Source organism: Kitasatospora sp. NPDC056446, assembly GCF_042796115.1.
GTDB lineage: Bacteria > Actinomycetota > Actinomycetes > Streptomycetales > Streptomycetaceae > Kitasatospora.
Map to the genome: position 1 here is coordinate 19498 of NZ_JBHTRF010000058.1, position 18623 is coordinate 38120.

The window sequence follows — 18623 nt, forward strand, 5'->3', positions numbered from 1 at the left end:
GGGGGAGGGGAGGGGGTTGCGCCGGGTGAACGAGCGCGACGGGGGCGAGGTCACGCCCAGCCGACGGACGGACCCGGCGGCGGGCCGCCGGGGCGCGTAGCCTGCTAAGGCGTGTCTGTCGGACACGCCTTGAGCCCGTCCCGGGACGGGCCTTCGGGCGGGCGGACGGATGGAGGGGCCGATGGCGGTGGAGGAGCAGCGGACCGGGAGCCGGGTCAGCAGGCCGGAGAACCGGCTGGTCCGGCGCGGGTTCGACGACCCGGCCCGCGCGGTGCGGCTCCTGGAGGGCCCCGGCCTGTACGGACTGGCCGACGACCCCCTGCTGCTGGACGCGCTCGGCGCGACCGCCGACCCCGACCTGGCGCTGCTCGGCCTGGCCCGGCTGATGGAGGCCGCCGACGAGACCGACCGGCACACCCTGCGGGACACCCTCACCACCTCCAAGCCGCTGCGCGACCGGCTGCTCGGCGTCCTCGGCGTCTCCACCGCGCTCGGTGACCACCTGGCCCGGCACCCGCACGACTGGCACGTCCTGGTCACCTTCGAGCTGCGCGACATGCACCCCGGCCCGGAGGACTTCCGCCGCGCCCTCGCCGAAGGCGTCCGCGGCAGCGACAGCGGCCCGGCGGACGCGCTGCGGGTCGCCTACCGCCGCTGCCTGCTCGCCATCGCCGCCCGCGACCTGACCGGCACCACCGACCTCGCCCGGACCGCCGCCGAACTCGCCGACCTGGCCGGCGCCACCCTGCAGACCGCCCTCGACCTCGCCGTCGAGGCGGATCCGGAGGCCGCCGCGGCCTGCCGGCTCGCGGTGATCGGCATGGGCAAGTGCGGCGGCCGCGAACTCAACTACGTCTCGGACGTGGACGTCATCTTCGTCGCCGAGCCGCGCGAGGGCGCGGACGAGCAGCAGGCCGTCAAGGCCGCCACCCGGCTGGCCGCCGCCCTCACCCGGCTCTGCGCGGACACCACCGGCGAGGGCACCATCTGGCCGGTGGACGCCAACCTGCGCCCCGAGGGCCGCAACGGCCCGCTGGTGCGCACCCTGGCCAGCCACCTCGCCTACTACCAGCGCTGGGCGAAGACCTGGGAGTTCCAGGCACTGCTCAAGGCCCGCCCGGTCGCCGGGGACGCCGACCTCGGCGCCGAGTACGTCGAGACGCTCGCCCCGCTGGTCTGGCAGGCCGCCGCCCGGGACAACTTCGTCACCGACGTGCAGCAGATGCGGCGCCGGGTGATCGACTCCATCCCCGCCACCGAACTGGACCGCCAGCTCAAACTGGGCCCGGGCGGGCTGCGCGACGTCGAGTTCTCCGTCCAGCTGCTCCAGCTGGTGCACGGCCGCACCGACCCGGCGCTGCGCAGCGGCAACACCCTGGAGGCGCTGGCCGCCCTCTCCCGGGGCGGGTACGTCGGCCGGGCCGACGCCGCCTCGCTGGACACCGCCTACCGCTTCCTGCGCTCGCTGGAGCACCGGATCCAGCTGTACCGGCTGCGCCGCACCCACCTGATGCCCACCGACGCCGACGACCAGCGGCGACTGGCCCGCTCACTGTCCGCGCTGATCAACGACGACACCCGCGCCGACCCGGTGGCCGCGCTGCGGCGCGAGTGGAAGCGGCACTCGGTGGAGGTCCGGCGGCTGCACGAGAAGCTGTTCTACCGGCCGCTGCTCGACGCCGTCGCCGAACTGCCGCCGGGCGCCGCCGGACTGACCCCGGACGCGGCCCGGGCCCGGCTGGAGGCGCTCGGCTACACCGATCCGGCGGCCGCGCTGCGGCACATCAGCGCCCTCGCCTCCGGGGTGAGCCGCAAGGCGGCGATCCAGCGGACCCTGCTGCCGGTGCTGCTCGGCTGGTTCGCCGACTCGGCCGACCCGGACGCCGGACTGCTCAACTTCCGCCAGGTCTCCGACGCGCTCGGCCGCACCCCCTGGTACCTGCGGCTGCTGCGGGACGAGAGCGCCGCCGCCGAGCAGCTGGCCCGGGTGCTGTCGGCCGGCCGGCTCGCCCCGGACCTGCTGCTGCGCGCCCCCGAGGCGGTGGCCATGCTGGGCGACCCGCACGGACCGGAGCCGCGCGGCCGGGCGGCGCTCCAGTCGGAGATACTGGCCGCCGTCGGCCGGGCCGGGTCCACCACGGCGGCCGTCGCCGCCGCCCGCTCGGTGCGCCGCCGGGAGCTGTTCCGGACGGCCGCCGCGGACGTCCTCGGCCGCCTCGGCGAGGACCCCGCCGAGGCGCTCGACACCGCGGGGGAGGCGCTGACCGCGCTCAACGCCGCCACCCTGCAGGGCGCGCTGCGCGCCTGCGTGGCCGGCTGGGAGGCCGAGCACGGGGACCTGCCGACCCGGATCTCGGTGATCGCGATGGGCCGCTTCGGCGGCCACGAGCTGGGCTACGGCTCGGACGCGGACGTGCTCTTCGTCCACGAGCCGCTGCTCGGCTCCCTGGAGGAGGAGGCCGCCCGGGCCGCCCAGGCGGTCTGCCACGAGCTGCGCACCCAGCTGGCCGCGCCCTCGACCGAGCCGCCGCTGCTGGTCGACGCGGACCTGCGGCCGGAGGGGCGCAGCGGCCCGCTGGTGCGCACCCTCGCCTCGTACGCGGCGTACTACCGGCGCTGGTCGCACGCCTGGGAGAGCCAGGCGCTGCTGCGGGCGGAACCGGTGGCCGGGGACGAGGAGCTGGGCGCCCGGTTCCGGCAGCTGATCGACCCGCTGCGCTACCCGGGCGAGGGGGTGCCGGAGCGGGACCTGGTGGAGATCCGCCGGATCAAGGCCAGGATCGAGGCCGAGCGGCTGCCGCGCGGGGCCGACCCGACCACCCACACCAAGATCGGCCGGGGCGGGCTGGCGGACGTGGAGTGGACGGTGCAGCTGCTCCAGCTCCGGCACGGGCACGGGCTGCCGGCCCTGCGCACCACCCGGACCAGGGCGGCGCTGGCCGCCGCGGTCGGGGCCGGGCTGGTGGAGCCGGAGGACGCGGAGGTGCTGGACACCGCCTGGGTGCTGGCCTCCCGGGTACGGGCGGCGGTGATGCTGGTGCGCGGCCGGCCCGGGGACAGCTTCCCGGGGGAGGCCCGGGAGCTGGCCGGGGTGGCCCGCTACCTCGGGTACGGGGCCGGGCACAGCGGCGAACTGCTGGACGACTACCGGCGGACGACCCGGCGGGCCCGGGCGGTGGTGGACCGGCTGTTCTACGGGCTGTGAGCCCGCCGGGCGCCCGCCGGGGAATGCGAAAGGGGCCCCTCGCGGGGCCCCTCCGCCATCCGGCCGCTCGTCCGGCCGGACGCTCGTGCGTCCGCTCCGGCGTCCGCCGCTAGCGGCGCGCGCTGCTGACCGCGGGCTCGCTCCACTGCTCGGGGACGGTGATCGGCGCTTCCGCCGCCGTCTCCCGGGCGGGCACCCGCGGGAGCTTGTAGACCCACTCGTGGTAGAGCCAGCGGGCGGTGAGGAAGCCCACGGCCAGGCAGATCTCGCCGCCGACGGCGTCCATCCAGAAGTGGTTGGCGGTGGAGACGATGACCACCAGGGTCGCGGCCGGGTAGAGCAGGCCGAGCACCCGGACCCAGGTCCGGCGGGCCAGGAAGAAGATCGCCAGGCCGCACCACATCGACCAGCCGATGTGCATCGAGGGCATCGCCGCGTACTGGTTGGAGACGTGCGCGGCGGGGCCGGAGGCCATCGAGCCCCAGGTGCCGTGGACCTTCACGGTGTCGATGAAGCCGCCGTCCGTCATCAGCCGGGGCGGGGCCAGCGGGAAGAAGTAGAAGCCGACCAGGGCGATCGCCGTGGTGGCGAACAGCACCGTGCGGGCGGCGGCGTAACGGCCGGGGTGGCTGCGGTAGAGCCAGACCAGCACGCCGATGGTGATGACGAAGTGCAGTGTGGCGTAGTAGTAGTTCATCCCGGTGATGAGCCACCCGACGCTGTCCATCGCGTGGTTGACCGAGCGCTCGACGGCGATGCCGAGGTGCTGCTCCAGCTCCCAGATCCAGCTCGCGTGCTTCTGGGCTATCGCGGCCTGTTCCGGGACCGCGTTGCGGATGATCGAGTAGATCCAGTAGCTGATCCCGATCAGTGCCAGCTCGAACCAGATCCGCGGCCGGGCCGGTGAGCGCCGCTGCTCGCGGAAACGATTGCGCAGTGCTGCGGTACGGGACTGGGCGGTACGGGTGGCTCCATCGGGCAGGCGGCCCGGGAGGGCCTTCGCTGCTGTGGAACCGCCACCGTCTGCCGCCTCGGCGCGCCCGGCGCCGCTCTGCTGGATCTCGGTCGGTTCCCCCATGGACGAGAAGTCTGCCAGACCGCTCGTTGCCGTCTGCTCATCCTCCGGAAGTGGATTCTTCACCGGCTGTCCCCCTTGAGGGCTACGCGCCGGCTCCCACCGCGGTAGGGGGTGCTCGGGGTTCTGGTGCTAACCGGTGGGGCGGACATACGTCCCATTGTCACGCCCGTCGCTCCGGAGGAGTAATCGGGGTGGTCGGGGACGGTCGCCGGCCTGGATTTTTCCGGCACGAAACGGTTTCTGCATCTTGCTGAAACATATTGCAGGCCGCTAGCTTCCTGGGAAATCGATCGCCCCTTCCCCTAAGGGAGCCCTCAGTGGCCGATGCCCCGCTCCGTCCCCGACGGAGCAGATCCCCCCGCAGGCCAGGCCGCACGGCCGTCCTGCTGGCCGCCGCACTGACCGCCGCCACCCTCGGCGGCGCCCCCGCGGCCCTCGCCGCCGCCCCGCCGCCCCCGCCCTCGGACGCCGCGCTCGCGGCCACCGCCGGCCGGCACGACCTCACCCGCGAGCAGTTCTACTTCGTCCTGCCCGACCGCTTCGCCGACGGCGACCCGGCGAACGACACCGGAGGCATCACCGGCGGACGCCTGGACAACGGCTTCGACCCCGCCGACAAGGGCTTCTACCACGGCGGCGACCTGGCCGGACTGATCCAGCGGCTCGACTACATCCAGGACCTCGGCACCACCGCGATCTGGATGGCGCCGATCTTCAGGAACAAGCCGGTGCAGGGCAGCGGGGCGGACGCCTCGGCGGGCTACCACGGCTACTGGATCACCGACTTCACCCAGGTCGACCCGCACTTCGGCACCAACGACCAGCTGAAGGAGCTGATAGCCAAGGCGCACGCCCGGGGCATCAAGGTCTTCTTCGACGTCATCACCAACCACACCGCCGACGTCATCGACGCCGCCGAGCAGCAGCACGGCTACCGCTCCGTCGGCGCCTACCCGACCCTCGACGCGGACGGCAGGCCGGTGGACGAGACCGCCGTCGCCGACAGCGGGACGCCCTGGCCGAGGATCACCAAGGACTCCTTCCCCTACACCCCGGTCTTCCGCAACCCCGGCGACGCCACCGCCAAGACCCCGTCCTGGCTCAACGACCCCTCGCTCTACCACAACCGGGGCGACTCGACCTTCGTCGGCGAGTCCGCCACCGAGGGCGACTTCAACGGCCTGGACGACCTCGACACCCAGAACCCCCGGGTGGTGAAGGGCTTCGAGAAGGTCTACCAGCAGTGGGTCCAGGACGTCGGCGTGGACGGCTTCCGGATCGACACCGTCAAGCACGTCGACATGGCGTTCTGGCAGCAGTGGGCGCCCGCGCTCAAGGACTTCGCCGCCAAGCACGGCAACAAGAAGTTCTTCATGTTCGGCGAGGTCTACTCCGGCGACCCGGCGGTCACCTCCCCGTACGTCACCAAGGGCAGGCTCCAGGCCACCCTCGACTTCCCGTTCCAGGGCGCGGCCCGCTCCTACGTCTCCCAGGGCGGCTCGGCGAGGAACCTCGCCGACGTCTACGGCCAGGACTACCGCTACACCGGCCCCGACACCGACGCCTACGAGCTGCCCACCTTCCTCGGCAACCACGACATGGGCCGCTTCGGCTCCTTCCTGCTCGCCGACAACCCCGGCGCCGACGACGCCACCCTGCTGAAGAAGGACCGGCTCGGCAGCGAGCTCCAGTTCCTCACCCGGGGCCAGCCCGTCGTCTACTACGGCGACGAGCAGGGCTTCACCGGCGCGGGCGGCGACAAGGACGCCCGGCAGGACCTGTTCGCCTCGAAGACGCCCTCGTACAACACCGACCGGGTGCTCGGCGGGCCCTCCGGCCCGGCCGACCGGTACGGACAGGGCGGCGAGCTCTACCGGGGCATCGCCGGACTGGCCGAACTGCGCCGCGCCAACCCGGCCCTGGCCGACGGCGCCCAGATCGAGCGCTACGCCGCCGACGGCCCGGGCGTGTACGCCTTCTCCCGGATCGACGCGGGGCAGCAGGTCGAGTACCTGGTGGCGGTCAACAACGCCCCGGAGGCGAAGACCGTCACGCTGGACACCTTCTCGGCCGGGATGGGCTTCGACCGGATCCACCCGGCCGCGGGGGAGCACCTCACCAGCGGCGCGGACCGCAAGGTGTCGGTGACCGTCCCGGCGCTGTCCTCCGTGGTGCTCAAGGCGGGCGGCAGGCTCGCGGCCACCGGCTCGGCGCCGCCGCTGTCGGTGCGGCCGCCCGCCGACGGCTCCACCGGCCTGGTCACCATCGGGGCCACCACGGACGGCGGCTTCGGCCGGGTGAGCTTCGCCGCCCAGATCGGCAACGGGCCCTGGCAGACGCTGGGCACCTCGGACACCGGCAAGTACGCCGTCACCCAGGACCTCGGCGCCGTCGCCCCCGGCACGGTCGTGCGCTACAAGGCCGTGGTGCAGGACGCCGGCGGCCACCTGCGCTCCGCCGGCGCGAGCTTCACCACCGGCACCCCCGCGCCCAAGCCGGTGCCCACCGCCGGCTCCCGCCCGTACGCCGTCGTCCACTACAACCGGCCGGACGGCGACTACGACGGCTGGAACCTCTACGCCTGGGGCGACCTCGCCGACGGCGAGGCCACCCCGTGGCCGGCCGGGCACCCCTTCACCGGGCGGGACGCCTACGGCGCCTTCGCCTACGTCAGGCTCAAGCCGGGCGCCTCGGACGTCGGCTTCATCGTGGAGCGCGACGGTGTCAAGGACGTGGACGCCGACCGGCACCTCGACACCGGCAGCACCGGGGAGGTCTGGCTGAAGCAGGGCGACCCGGCGGTGCGCACCGCGAACCCCGGACCGGTCGGCACCCCGCCGGCGAACACCGCCGTCATCCACTACAACCGGGCCGACGGCGACTACGACGGCTGGGGCCTGCACGACTGGACCGGCGCCGCCACACCCACCGACTGGGGCAAGCCGCTGACGCCGGTGCGCCGCGACGCCTTCGGCGCCGTCTTCGAGGTGCCGCTGGCCCCCGGCGCGACCAGCCTCAGCTACATCCTGCACAAGGGCAACGACAAGGACCTGCCGGCCGACCAGTCCCTGGACTTCGCGCTCGACGGCCGGGAGGTCTGGGTCCTCGGCGGCCGCGAGGGGTACCTGCTGCCGCAGAACCCGGCGGCCTCCTCCCAGCTGGACCCCGGCACCGCCAAGGCCCAGTGGATCGACGCGCGGACCGTCGTCGTCCCGGCGGGCTACGGCGCGGGCGACGACGCCCTGGCCGGCGGCACCAGCGCCCAGCTGGTGTACGACCCGGCGGGCGGCATCCGGGCCGACAAGGGCGTGCTGACCAAGCCCGGCCAGTGGCTGCGGCTCACCCCGGTCAAGGGCGGGCTCACCGCCGCGCAGAAGGGCAGGTTCCCGCACCTGGCGGGCTACCGGGCCTTCACCGTGGACGCCCGGGACACCGCCCGGGTCCCGGCGGCGCTGCGCGGGCAGCTGCTGTTCACCGAGCACCTGCCCAACGGCGCGGTGTCGGCCGCGACCGGGGTCCAGATCCCGGGCGTGCTGGACGACCTGTACGCCGGGCGGACCGGGAAGGTCGACTTCGGACCGGCGTACTACAACGGCAAGGTGGCGCTGTCGCTGTGGGCGCCGACCGCGCAGGAGGTGTCCGTCCAGGTCTTCGACAGTGCCGCCGGGGGCACCCCGAAGACACTGCCGCTGAAGCGGGACGACGACACCGGGGTCTGGGAAGTCGTCCGGGACAAGGGCGAGTTGGACGGCAAGTACTACCTGTACCAGGTGAAGGTCTGGGCGCCCTCGGTGCAGCAGGTGGTGGTCAATACCGTCACCGACCCGTACTCGGTGGCGCTCTCCACCGACTCCCGGCGCAGCCTGGTCGCCGACCTCGACGCCAAGGAGCTCAAGCCGAAGGGCTGGGACGACCACGCCCGCCCGGCGGCCGTGCCGCCCGCGCGGCAGCAGATCCAGGAACTGCACGTCCGGGACTTCTCGGTGGAGGACCCCACCGTCCCGGCCGCCGAGCGCGGCACCTACCTGGCGTTCACCGAGTCGCAGTCGGCCGGCATGCGGCACCTGCGGGACCTGGCCGCGGCCGGGGTCACCACCGTCCACCTGCTGCCGACCTTCGACATCGCCACCATCCGGGAGAACCGGGCCGACCAGAAGCTGCCCGCCTGCGACCTCGCGGCCCTTCCGGCGGACAGCCCCAAGCAGCAGGAGTGCGTGGCGGCCGTCGCCGCCGACGACGCGTACAACTGGGGCTACGACCCGCTGCACTACAACGTGCCGGAGGGCTCGTACGCCACCGACCCGGCGGGCACGGCCCGCACCGTGCAGTTCCGGCAGATGGTGCAGGCGATGCACGCGGCCGGGCTGCGGGTGGTGCTCGACGTGGTCTACAACCACACCGCGGCCAGCGGGCAGGCCGAGCACTCCGTGCTGGACAAGGTCGTCCCCGGCTACTACCAGCGGCTGGACGCCGACGGCAAGGTGACGACGGACAGCTGCTGCTCCGACACCGCGCCGGAGCACGCCATGATGAACCGGCTGGTGGTCGACTCGGTGACCCTGTGGGCCCGCGAGTACCAGGTGGACGGCTTCCGCTTCGACCTGATGGGCCTGGACCCCAAGTCCACCATGCTGGACGTGCAGGCCGCGCTGCGGAAGATGACGCCGGACTCGGACGGCGTGGACGGCAAGAACGTCTTCCTGTACGGCGAGGGCTGGAACTTCGGCACCGTCGCCAACGACGCCCGGTTCGTCCAGGCCACCCAGGCCAACATGGCCGGCACCGGCATCGCCACCTTCGACGACCGGATGCGCGACGCCGCCCGCGGCGGCAACTTCATGCTGGACTCCGCGCCGCAGCAGGGCTTCGTCTCTGGCCTGTACACCGACCCGAACGGCTCGCCCGCGAACGGCACCCCGGAGGAGCAGAAGGCCCGGCTGCTGCACGGGATGGACCAGCTGAAGGTGGGACTGACCGGGAACCTGGCGGGCTACTCCTTCACCGACAGCTCCGGGAAGGCCGTCACCGGCGCGCAGGTCGACTACAACGGCGCCCCGACCGGGTACGCGGCGAAGCCGGGCGAGGCGGTGGAGTACGTGGACGCCCACGACAACACCGACCTGTTCGACGCGCTCGCGTACAAGCTGCCGGCCGGAACCGCGCCCGCCGACCGGGCCCGGATGCAGGCGCTCGGGCTCTCGCTCACCGCCCTCACCCAGGGCGCGGGCTTCGCCCAGGCGGGCAGCGACCTGCTGCGCTCCAAGTCGCTCGACTCCAACTCCTACGACTCGGGCGACTGGTTCAACGCGATCCACTGGCCCGATCCGACGACCGGGGCGGTGCGGGGCAACGGCTGGGGCCGCGGCCTGCCGCTGGCGGCCGACAACAAGGCGATGTGGCCGACCGCCGGCGCCCTGCTGGCCGACCCGCGGCTGACCGTCGGCGCGGCCGACATCAGGGCGGCCTCGGCGCAGTACCAGGAGTTCCTGCGGATCAAGCAGTCCTCGCCGCTGTTCTCGCTGCCCACCCTGGCGGCCGTCCAGCAGCGGCTCTCGTACCCGCTCTCCGGCACCGCCGGCGAGACGCCCGGGGTGATCACCCTGCACCTGGACGGCACCGGGCTGAAGGGGGCGGAGAAGGGCGTCACCGTGGTCTTCAACGCCACGCCCACCGCGCAGGCGCAGACCGTGGCCGCCCTGAAGGGGACGGGCCAGGCGCTGCACCCGGTCCAGGCGTCCGGGGCGGACGGGGTGGTGAAGCGGTCCGGCTTCGACACCGCGACGGGCACCTTCACCGTGCCGGGGCGCACCGTGGCGGTGTTCGTCCAGGGCTGACCGCAAGTGCCGGGCCCCGTACCGCCGTTCCGGCGGCGCGGGGCCCGGTTCCGTTTCGGTCGGGGATTGGCCGGAATCCGTTTGTGGCACGGCCGGAACTGTGACGTGCCGTGTCCGGCGGGCGCCGCGCCCTACCCGGCGGTAGGGGCGGTGGACCTGAGTGCTGGTCAGTGACCGCCGGTAGTGATCGAACTTTGTCCGGAGCATGAAAACCGTGTTCAGGAGTTTGCAATGGCGTAGCACAACTGACGGGCCGCCATGCATACGGTTTCGGTAATGAACCGGCCAATCCGTGGCATGCATCTGTCATTGGCGGCCGGTTTGCTGCCACGATTCCCCCGGCTGCAGACGAGGGGACCCCACCTCCCGGTGCAGCTGTCCCAGTCAAGGTGCAGCGCGTCCCGACCCTGCAACGGGTTAGCACCGCAACCCGCTACCGCACCTCCGTCGCACCCGGCGGGGGCCCCCACTGCGCCGCGACCCCGCGGCCCAGGTTTCTCTCCACCGGCGCGAACCGGCGCCGGTCGGAAAAGGAGTCCGCATGTCCCGTTACGCTCACGCTCGGAAGGCGGCGGTTGTCATGGCCGCCTCCACCGCGCTGCTGGTCACCGGCATACCGGTCCTCGCCCAGGCGGCCACCCCGGACGCTCCGGCCGCCGTCGCGGCCCAGCAGACCGCCCGGGCCGCGCTGATCACCTCGGCGAACCAGCAGGCCGCCCCCCTGGCCCAGGCCCTCGGCCTGAGCGGCCAGGAGAAGCTGGTCACCAAGGACGTCGTCCAGGACGCCAACGGCGGTCGCCACCTGCGCTACGAGCGCACCTACGCCGGACTCCCGGTCCTCGGCGGCGACCTGATCGTCCACCAGGACGCGAGCGGTGCCAACAAGAGCGTGACCAAGGCCAGCGAGGCCGTCCTCGCCGGCGTCGACACCACCCCGGCCCAGGCCGCGCCGAAGGCCCAGGCCGCCGCGCTCGCCGCCGAGGAGGGCGCCGCCGTCGACACCGCCCCGCGCCTGGTGGTGTGGGCCGCGGACGGCACCCCGAAGCTCGCCTGGGAGACCGTCGTCTCCGGCCGCGAGTCCGACGGCACCCCGAGCAAGCTGCACGTCGTCACCGACGCCTCGAACGGTGCCGTGCTCAGCAAGGCCGACGGCATCAAGCGCGGCTCCGGCAACGGCGTGTTCGTCGGCCAGGTGCCGCTGACCACCACCCAGAGCGGCTCGACCTACTCGCTCAAGGACGCCACCCGCGGCGGCCAGTACACCACCGACATGAGCAACGGCACCTCCGGCAACGGCACGCTGTTCTCCAAGTCCAGCGACACCTGGGGCAACGGCCTCGCCAGCAACCGCGAGTCCGCCGCCGTCGACGCCCAGTACGGCGCCGCCGCCACCTGGGACTTCTACAAGAACACCTTCGGCCGCAACGGCATCAAGAACGACGGCGTCGGCGCCATGAGCCGGGTCCACTACGACACCGGCTACGTCAACGCGTTCTGGGACGACGGCTGCTTCTGCATGACCTACGGCGACGGCTCGGGCAACACCCACCCGCTCACCGAACTCGACGTCTCCGGCCACGAGATGACCCACGGCGTCACCTCCGCCACCGCCAACCTGAACTACTCGGGCGAGTCCGGCGGCCTCAACGAGGCCACCTCCGACATCATGGGCACGATGGTCGAGTTCTACGCGAACCTGCCCAAGGACGTGCCGGACTACCTCATCGGCGAACTGATCGACATCAACGGCAACGGCACGCCGCTGCGCTACATGGACAAGCCGAGCAAGGACGGCACCTCGGCCGACTCCTGGTACTCGGGCGTCGGCAACCTGGACGTGCACTACTCGTCCGGTGTCGCCAACCACTTCTTCTACCTGCTGGCCGAGGGCAGCGGCGCCAAGGTGATCAACGGCGTCAGCTACAACAGCCCGACGGTCAACAACATCACCGTCGCCGGCATCGGCCGGGACAAGGCGGCGCAGGTCTGGTACAAGGCGCTGACCGCGTACATGACCTCCACCACCGACTACGCGGCCGCCCGTACCGCGACCCTGAACGCGGCCACCGACCTGTACGGCGCGAACAGCGCCGAGTACACCCAGGTCGCCACCGCCTGGGCCGGCGTCAACGTCGGCTCGCTGCCCAACCCGGGCGGCGTCACCGTCACCAGCCCGGGCAACCAGTCGACCGCCGTCGGTACCGCGGTCAACCTGGCCATCAAGGCCTCGGGCGGGACCGCTCCGCTGTCCTACTCGGCCACCGGCCTGCCGGCCGGGCTGGTCATCAACGCCTCCACCGGCGCGATCACCGGCACCCCGTCCGCGGCGGGCACCTCGAACGTGACCGTCACGGTGAAGGACGCGGCGGGCAAGACCGGCTCGACCAGCTTCACCTGGACCGTCACCGGCGGTGGCGGCGGCACCTGCACCCCGGCCCAGCTCCTGGGCAACCCGGGCTTCGAGACCGGTTCGGCGGCGCCGTGGACGGCGAGCTCCGGCGTGGTCGACAACAGCTCGGGCCAGGCCGCGCACGGCGGCTCCTGGAAGTCGTGGCTGAACGGCTACGGCAGCACCCACACCGACTCGCTGTCGCAGACGGTGAGCATCCCGGCGGGCTGCAAGGCGACGCTGAGCTTCTGGCTGCACATCGACACCGCCGAGACCGGCACCACCGCGTACGACAAGCTGGCCGTGTCGGTGAACGGCACCACGCTGAAGACCTACTCCAACGTGGACGCCGCGGCCGGCTACCAGCAGCGCACCTTCGACCTCTCGGCCTACGCGGGCCAGACGGTCACCGTGAAGTTCACCGGGACCGAGGACTCCTCGCTCCAGACGAGCTTCGTGATCGACGACACCTCCGTCCAGACCGGCTGATCCCGGACCGGCTCCCCTGAGGGGCCGGTGAACCAGGACAGGTGAGGGGCCCGGCGGCTACGGCTGCCGGGCCCTTGCCGTGTCCGGTCCCGGTCCGTGTCCGTTCCGGGGGCGGGGACGACACTCGGCGGTGCAGTGCGCGGTGGTGCGGTGTGCGGTACTCGGCGGTGCGGTGCGCCGTGGCGCGGTACTCGGTGGTGCGGTACTCGGCGATGCAGAAACGTATCTGCCCAGGACCTTGACGGTGTCTCCCGGTGACCCTAGGTTCGGCGCTGCAAGTTTCCGGCAAGTTACAGAAACTTCCTGCAGACTCCAGCCTCCGGCTGCCCCACCCCAGCCACCCCCAGGAGACGACGTGGTCACCACCACCCCCGCCCGGCGGTCCGCCCGCCGGCCCGCCCGCACCGCCGGCGCGCTCACCGCCTCGGCGGCGCTGGCGCTCTCGCTCGGCACCGCCTTCGGCGCCCCCGCCGCCCAGGCCTCCCCGCCCGCGAACAACGGCAAGGACGTCACCACCACCCTCTTCGAGTGGCGCTTCGACTCCGTCGCCCAGGCCTGCACCTCGACCCTCGGCCCGAAGGGCTACGGCTTCGTCGAGGTCTCGCCGCCGCAGGAGCACATCCAGGGCCCGCAGTGGTGGACGTCCTACCAGCCGGTCGGCTACCGGATCGCGGGGCGGCTCGGCGACCGCGCGTCCTTCAAGAACATGGTCGACACCTGCCACGCGGCCGGCGTCAAGGTGATCGCCGACGCGGTGGTCAACCACATGTCGGCCGGCTCCGGCACCGGCACCGGCGGCACCGCGTACACCAAGTACACCTACCCCGGCACCTACCAGGACCAGGACTTCCACTCCTGCCGCCAGCCGATCACCGACTACCAGAACCGCGCGAACGTCCAGAACTGCGAACTGGTGAACCTCGCCGACCTGGACACCGGCAGCGCCTACGTCCAGACCACCATCGCGCACTACCTGGACGACCTCGGCTCGCTCGGCGTCGACGGCTACCGCATCGACGCGGCCAAGCACATCGCCGCCGCCGACCTCGCCGCGATCAAGGCCAGAACGGCCAACCCCAAGGCCTACTGGGTCCAGGAGGTCATCTACGGCGCCGGCGAGCCGGTCCAGCCCACCGAGTACACCGGCAACGGCGATGTGGACGAGTTCCGGGTCGGCACCGACCTCAAGCGGATGTTCACCGCCGACAAGCTCGCCAACCTCAACGGCTGGGGCGCCTCCTGGGGCTACCTGCCCGGCAACCAGGCGCGCGGCTTCATCGACAACTGGGACACCGAGCGCAACGGCTCCACCCTCAACTACACCTACGGCAACACCTACACGCTCGCCAACGTCTTCCTGCTGGCCTCGCCGTACGGCTCCCCGAACGTCTACTCCGGCTACGCCTTCACCAACAAGGACGACGGCCCGCCGAACGGCGGCACCGTCAACGCCTGCTACCAGGACGGCTGGAACTGCACCCACGCCTGGCGGCAGGTCGCCAACATGGTCGGCTTCCGCAACGCGGTCGCGGGCACCGGGGTGACCAACTGGTGGTCCAACGGCAACAACGCGATCGCCTTCGGCCGCGGCGGCAAGGGCTACGTCGCGATCAACCACGAGAGCGGCGCGATCACCCAGACCTTCCAGACCGGGCTGCCGGCCGGCACCTACTGCGACGTCCAGCACGGCGACCCGCAGCCGGGCGGCGGCTGCACCGGCCCGACCTACCAGGTCGGCGCCAACGGGCAGTTCACCGCGACGGTCGGCGCGGGCGACGCGGTCGCGCTGTACGTCCAGCCGGGCGCGGCCGTCTCCGGCGCCTCGTTCAACGTCAACGCGACCACCGTGTACGGGCAGAGCGTCTCCGTGGTCGGCGACGCCGCCGCGCTGGGCGGCTGGGACCCGGCGAAGGCGCTGCCGCTCTCGTCCGCCGGGTACCCGGTCTGGTCCCTCTCGCTCTCGCTGCCGGCCGGCACGGCCTTCCAGTACAAGTACGTCCGCAAGGACGCCAACGGCACGGTGACCTGGGAGTCCGGCGCCAACCGGACGGCGACGGTGCCCGCCGGCGGGGTGGTCACCCTGAACGACACCTGGCGCCCGTAGCGGCGGGCCGCCGGGGAGGGCCGGTCGGGGAGGACCGGTCGGGGGCGACCGCAGGGGAGGGCTGCCGGGGAGGGCTGCGGGGGAGGACCGTCAGGCCCGGGCCCGACGGCCCTCCCCGGGGGCGTCAGCCGCGGCCGATGTACGGCATGGCGGTCGCCATCACGGTGGCGAACTGGACGTTGGCCTCCAGCGGCAGCGCGGCCATGTGCCGTACGGTGCGGGCGACATCGGCCACGTCCATGGTCGGCTCGGGGGCGATCCGGCCGTCCGCCTGCCGGACGCCCGAGCCCATCGCCGCCGTCATGTCGGTCGCCGCGTTGCCGATGTCGATCTGGCCGCAGGCGATCCGGTACGGGCGGCCGTCCAGCGACAGCGACTTGGTCAGGCCGGTGACCGCGTGCTTGGTCGCCGTGTAGGCGATCGAGTGCGGGCGCGGGACGTGCGCCGAGATCGAGCCGTTGTTGATGATCCGGCCGCCCCGCGGGTCCTGGGCCTTCATCTGCCGGAACGCCGCCCGGGCGCAGAGGAAGGCGCCGGTCAGGTTGAGGTCGACCACGGCTCGCCAGGCGTCGACCTCCAGGTCCTCCACCGGGACGGCCGGGCCGAAGCTGCCGGCGTTGTTGAACAGCAGGTCGACCCGGCCGTGGCGGTCGGCTGCCGCGGTGAACAGGGCGTCCACGGCGGCCGGGTCGGTGACATCGGTCGGCACCACGTCGGCCGGGCCGCCGCAGAGCCGGGCGGTCTCGTGCAGCGGCTCGGCCCGCCGGCCGGCCAGCACCGGTCGCCAGCCGGCCGCGGCCAGCTCGACCGCCACGGCCCGGCCGACGCCGCTCCCGGCTCCGGTGACGACGGCGATCTGCAGGGGCATGGCTCTCTCCTCGGTGGCGCGGCTGTCGGCGGGGGCGTCGGCGGCTGTCGGCGGGTGTCGGCGGGGGTGTCCGGTCGCTCCCCGGGGAGATCGTCGCGGATCCGCGGGCCGCCGTCACTGGTCGAAAGCACCCAAAACCCGGCGCCCGGACGCGCTCGCGGCTGTGGCCCCCCGCCGACCGGCCCCCGCCGTCCGACGGGCACGGTGAAGGGCTTTACCTGATCGCGAACAAACATTGGATTTGCGGTGGCCGCCGCGCAACCGGGCCGCCCCGGCCCACGTCATAAGATCGCAGGAAGGCGCACCTCCGCGAGGGACGGCGCGCCGCCGCTCCGGGGGTCGCATCTGCGCCGCGCCCCGGGGTCTGTCCGGCCCCACCGGGGGGCCGCCGTCCGGTCAGACGGACCGGGCGCGAGATCGGTCGGAGAGTCCTCACCGTGCTTAGGCAGTCGTCCCGTTCCCGTGCCGTCCTGTCCGGCGCCGCCGTACTCGCCCTGGCCGCCTCGCTCGCGGCCTGCGGGAGTTCCGGCGGTGGGAAGGGGGACAGCGCCAAGGGGGATTCGGCCGCGACCGGCGGTGTCGCGGGCACCCCGACCGCCGACGGCGGCGCCTCGGGCACGCCGGGCACCGCGACGCCCTCCATCGGCACCGGCAAGGTGCTGATGCCGACCGGCCCGAACGCCAACCTCGCCAAGGCCCGGGACACCTCCGCCGGGCCGATCTTCGTGACCACCGTGACCGGCGCGAAGTCCGGTGTCGCCGGCAAGGTCTGGGTCTGGCTGCCGCCCGAGTACAACGACCCCAAGTACGCCAAGACCGGCTTCCCGGTGCTCACCCTCTTCGCGGGCGGCCAGAGCAACGGCTACAACACCTGGACCGACAACCAGCTGCCGATCCAGGAGGAGAACGAGCGGCTGGTCAAGGAGGGCAAGTCCCACCCGTTCATCATGATCATGCCGGTGCAGAACTTCAACGGCGACGAGAAGAACGCGCTGGACTGCTCCGACATCCCGGGCCAGGCCAAGATGGGCACCTGGATGGCCCAGGACATCCCCGACTTCGTCCGCGCCAACTTCCGCACCGTGCAGGGCCGCGACGGCTGGGGCGTGATGGGCGCCTCCACCGGCGGCTTCTGCAGCGCCAAGCTCGCCCTCCAGCACCCCGAGGTCTACAAGGCCGCGGTGCCGATCGACGGCTACTTCATTCCGGACTCCCTGCTGTGGAAGGGCCACGACGCCGAGCGCGCGGCCAACAACCCCGACGTGCTGGTCGCCCAGGGCAAGGCCGACGTGAAGATGCTGGTCACCGCGGGCGGTGCCAACCCGTACGAGACCAAGGTGGTCAAGAACTGGGTGGCCAAGGCCGTCGCGCCGGTCGAGATCAAGTACTACGAGCAGCCCGGCGGCAAGCACCTGACCTCGGACTTCAAGAAGATGATCCCGGACACCCTGGAGTGGCTGACCGCGAACCTGACGGGGCCGGAGGCCGGCTGAGCAGGGGCGGCCCGGGCGGTCCGGGTGGTCATGCGGCCGGGGACGGCGGGCCGGTCGCCGGGTGGTCCGGTCACGCGGCCGGGGACGTCCCGGGGGTTCCGGGCGTGGCCGGGGACGTCCGGGGGGCGCCGAGCGGCGGGGACGGCCGGCCGGTCGTCGTCGGGTGGGTGGCGGAGTCGCTCCAGCCGTCCCGGACGGCCTCCAGGAAGCCCGGCTGCCCGGCGAGGTCCAGCAGCTGCGGCAGCGGCAGGGTGGGGTCGGTCGGCTTCGGGGCCGTCTCGGCCCGGGCGAAGAACAGGACGTACACCCGGTCGTCCGGGGTGACGATCCGGATCTCGGCCTCCCGGCCGAGCGGGGCGGTCGACAACGGGTGCATGACCCAGACCGCCGAGCCGTCCGGGAGGGTCCGGCCCGCGCAGTCCTCGCCCTCCGGGTTCATCAGGCCCCAGGCGTTCGAACGCGGCCCGCAGGGCGAGGCGGTGCCGCCGCGCAGTTCGGCCGTGCCGTCCAGGCGCCGGCTCAGCGTGATGGTGCCGTAGTCCGTGGTCAGCAGGAAGCCGTTCGTCGCCCCGGTCGAGAAGACCTGTCGGACCCCCTCGGGCGGGTGGCTCCGCAGGAAGGTGAGCAGGGCCAGACTGCCGTTGCCGTTGCCGTTGCCGTTGCCGCCGCCCGTCGCCCCGGCCGTCCCGGCTGTCACGGGGGACGGGGTGCCGGTCGGGCCCCCCGCCGTGGACGGGGGGTCGGCCGGCGTGGACGGCCGCGCGGTCACGCCCGTCGCCGCCGGGGGGAGCGGCGCCGGGCCGCCCGCCGAGTTCCGCCCGCCGACCGCCCAGCCCGCCGTGGCCAGCAGGGCCACCGCCGCCGCCGTCGCGGCGGCCGTCAGCAGGCGGTTCCGGCGGCGCAGCCGGACGCCCGAGCGGCGGACCTCCGGCAGCAGTGCCGGGGGAGCGGCCGGCTCCGGCTGGTCCAGGACCATGCGGAACAGCGCATCCATGTCGTCGGCGTCGAACGCCGGATCGTCCCGGTTCAAAACCCGCTTCCCTCTCGTCTCTCGCTCGTCCCGGGCGGCCTGCTCCGCCCCGGCGTCCGCGGTCCGTCTCCGCCGTCCGTACCCGTCTGTACCCGTCCGCGCCCGTCCGTGCCGCTGGTACCGGTCCGCGCCA

At 73.1% G+C, this 18623-nt stretch carries 8 protein-coding genes; 5 read left to right on the forward strand and 3 right to left on the reverse strand.

Going from position 1 to position 18623, the window contains the following annotated elements:
• The first annotated feature begins 181 nt into the window (after window positions 1-181).
• A complete protein-coding gene (locus ACFQ6N_RS29025; protein ID WP_380655183.1) occupies window positions 182-3205 on the forward strand; it encodes a bifunctional [glutamine synthetase] adenylyltransferase/[glutamine synthetase]-adenylyl-L-tyrosine phosphorylase in 3024 nt (1007 codons plus the stop codon).
• A 109-nt stretch (window positions 3206-3314) separates the two neighbouring features.
• On the opposite strand, the gene ACFQ6N_RS29030 is transcribed toward ACFQ6N_RS29025, so the two are convergent.
• Window positions 3315-4283, reverse strand: a complete 969-nt coding sequence (locus ACFQ6N_RS29030) for a phosphatase PAP2 family protein (RefSeq protein WP_380655186.1) — start codon at window positions 4281-4283, stop codon at window positions 3315-3317.
• 317 nt (window positions 4284-4600) lie between these two features.
• Between ACFQ6N_RS29030 and pulA the strand changes: the two genes are divergently transcribed.
• The 3 genes from pulA to ACFQ6N_RS29045 all read left to right on the forward strand — a co-directional run bounded on the left by pulA (window position 4601) and on the right by ACFQ6N_RS29045 (window position 15099).
• A complete protein-coding gene (gene pulA / locus ACFQ6N_RS29035) occupies window positions 4601-10117 on the forward strand; it encodes a pullulanase-type alpha-1,6-glucosidase (protein WP_380655189.1) in 5517 nt (1838 codons plus the stop codon).
• A 541-nt stretch (window positions 10118-10658) separates the two neighbouring features.
• Complete coding sequence (locus tag ACFQ6N_RS29040) at window positions 10659-12995, forward strand: M4 family metallopeptidase (RefSeq protein WP_380655192.1); 2337 nt, start codon at window positions 10659-10661, stop codon at window positions 12993-12995.
• Window positions 12996-13350: 355 nt separating this feature from the next.
• Complete coding sequence (locus ACFQ6N_RS29045) at window positions 13351-15099, forward strand: carbohydrate-binding module family 20 domain-containing protein (RefSeq protein WP_380655195.1); 1749 nt, start codon at window positions 13351-13353, stop codon at window positions 15097-15099.
• Between the two features lie 124 nt (window positions 15100-15223).
• Here the strand turns inward: ACFQ6N_RS29045 and ACFQ6N_RS29050 are convergent, their stop codons facing one another.
• Window positions 15224-15967: an SDR family oxidoreductase gene (locus ACFQ6N_RS29050; RefSeq protein ID WP_380655198.1), complete on the reverse strand. Its 744-nt coding sequence runs from the start codon at window positions 15965-15967 to the stop codon at window positions 15224-15226.
• Window positions 15968-16404: 437 nt separating this feature from the next.
• Here ACFQ6N_RS29050 and ACFQ6N_RS29055 point away from each other — a divergent pair, with 437 nt between their 5' ends.
• Window positions 16405-17460 (forward strand): alpha/beta hydrolase, encoded by a 1056-nt coding sequence (locus tag ACFQ6N_RS29055; RefSeq protein ID WP_380655201.1) that lies wholly within the window; start codon window positions 16405-16407, stop codon window positions 17458-17460.
• Between the two features lie 70 nt (window positions 17461-17530).
• On the opposite strand, the gene ACFQ6N_RS29060 is transcribed toward ACFQ6N_RS29055, so the two are convergent.
• On the reverse strand, window positions 17531-18490 hold the full coding sequence (locus tag ACFQ6N_RS29060) for a hypothetical protein (RefSeq protein WP_380655203.1): 960 nt from the start codon (window positions 18488-18490) through the stop codon (window positions 17531-17533).
• Window positions 18491-18623: the final 133 nt, after the last annotated feature.

Bases quoted from the DNA above. Each gene is read 5' to 3' on its own strand.
- ACFQ6N_RS29040 (WP_380655192.1), top strand. From the start codon at position 10,659: ATGTCCCGTTACGCTCACGCTCGGAAGGCGGCGGTTGTCATGGCCGCC.
- ACFQ6N_RS29050 (WP_380655198.1), bottom strand. From the start codon at position 15,967: ATGCCCCTGCAGATCGCCGTCGTCACCGGAGCCGGGAGCGGCGTCGGC.
- ACFQ6N_RS29030 (WP_380655186.1), bottom strand. From the start codon at position 4,283: ATGGGGGAACCGACCGAGATCCAGCAGAGCGGCGCCGGGCGCGCCGAG.
- ACFQ6N_RS29025 (WP_380655183.1), top strand. From the start codon at position 182: ATGGCGGTGGAGGAGCAGCGGACCGGGAGCCGGGTCAGCAGGCCGGAG.